The sequence below is a fragment of the Thorsellia kenyensis genome (assembly GCF_042432445.1).
GTDB classification, from domain to species: Bacteria; Pseudomonadota; Gammaproteobacteria; order Enterobacterales; family Thorselliaceae; genus Thorsellia; species Thorsellia kenyensis.
In genome coordinates this window covers 1-691 of sequence record NZ_JBHLXE010000127.1, presented here as the reverse complement: position 1 = coordinate 691, position 691 = coordinate 1, and the positions used below count along the sequence as shown (strand labels likewise).

Sequence of the window (691 nt, the reverse complement as noted above, 5' to 3'; positions counted from 1 at the left end):
GGCTTTCACTTGGATTAGAGCTGTTGCTTTCTGTTTGACTATGGTATTGATCGTTTCACTTTGGCAATGTAGTGCATCTAATGTAATTACACATTCTTTTAAATTCAACGTGTTCAAAACATTTCTCACCATTTCAATTTCTTGACCTTTTCCAAGTCCCATTTCAGTACCCATTGTAATACCAAGACCAAGATCATACACTGATACAACATTAAGAACTTCGCCCGAGTGAGCCTGTAAACCTCTCACATCTTTACCATCAATAGCAATAATCTTTCTTAACTTAACAAGTGCATTTTCTGGTGACTGGCTATCAACTTCTTTATTATCAAGTGATTGCTGCTGATTTCCTGCTATTTCAGATTGATAACTTCTAGCCCAATTAATTAACAACTCGTTCAGTGATTCAGGCTTTATCAGTCTGATTATTCTAGCAATATTATGGCGAGTAGGCAGTCCATTAGCATAGGGAAAAAATTTTCTAAGCCAGTCTATATTTGCATCACCAAAACGTGCTATCGCATGCCAATTATTATAGCCACATATAAATGAGGCAACGACTAAAAAAGCAATTTCTGCGACAGGGTATTTTTGGTTAATGGTAGACCTTGTTTCTTCAATACCATCAAAAATATGTGTGATTTCCATGTGTTCTCCTAAGTAAATTTGATTTACTTATTTGATCTGGAAA

Annotated in this window: 1 protein-coding gene; it reads right to left on the bottom strand. The window is 35.5% G+C overall.

What is annotated here, in order from left to right; translation table 11 throughout:
* Positions 1–648, bottom strand: a 648-nt coding sequence (locus ACFFIT_RS13275) for an ISAs1 family transposase (protein WP_385878413.1), incomplete at its 3' end; no start/stop codon positions are given.
* Positions 649–691 lie beyond the last annotated feature (43 nt).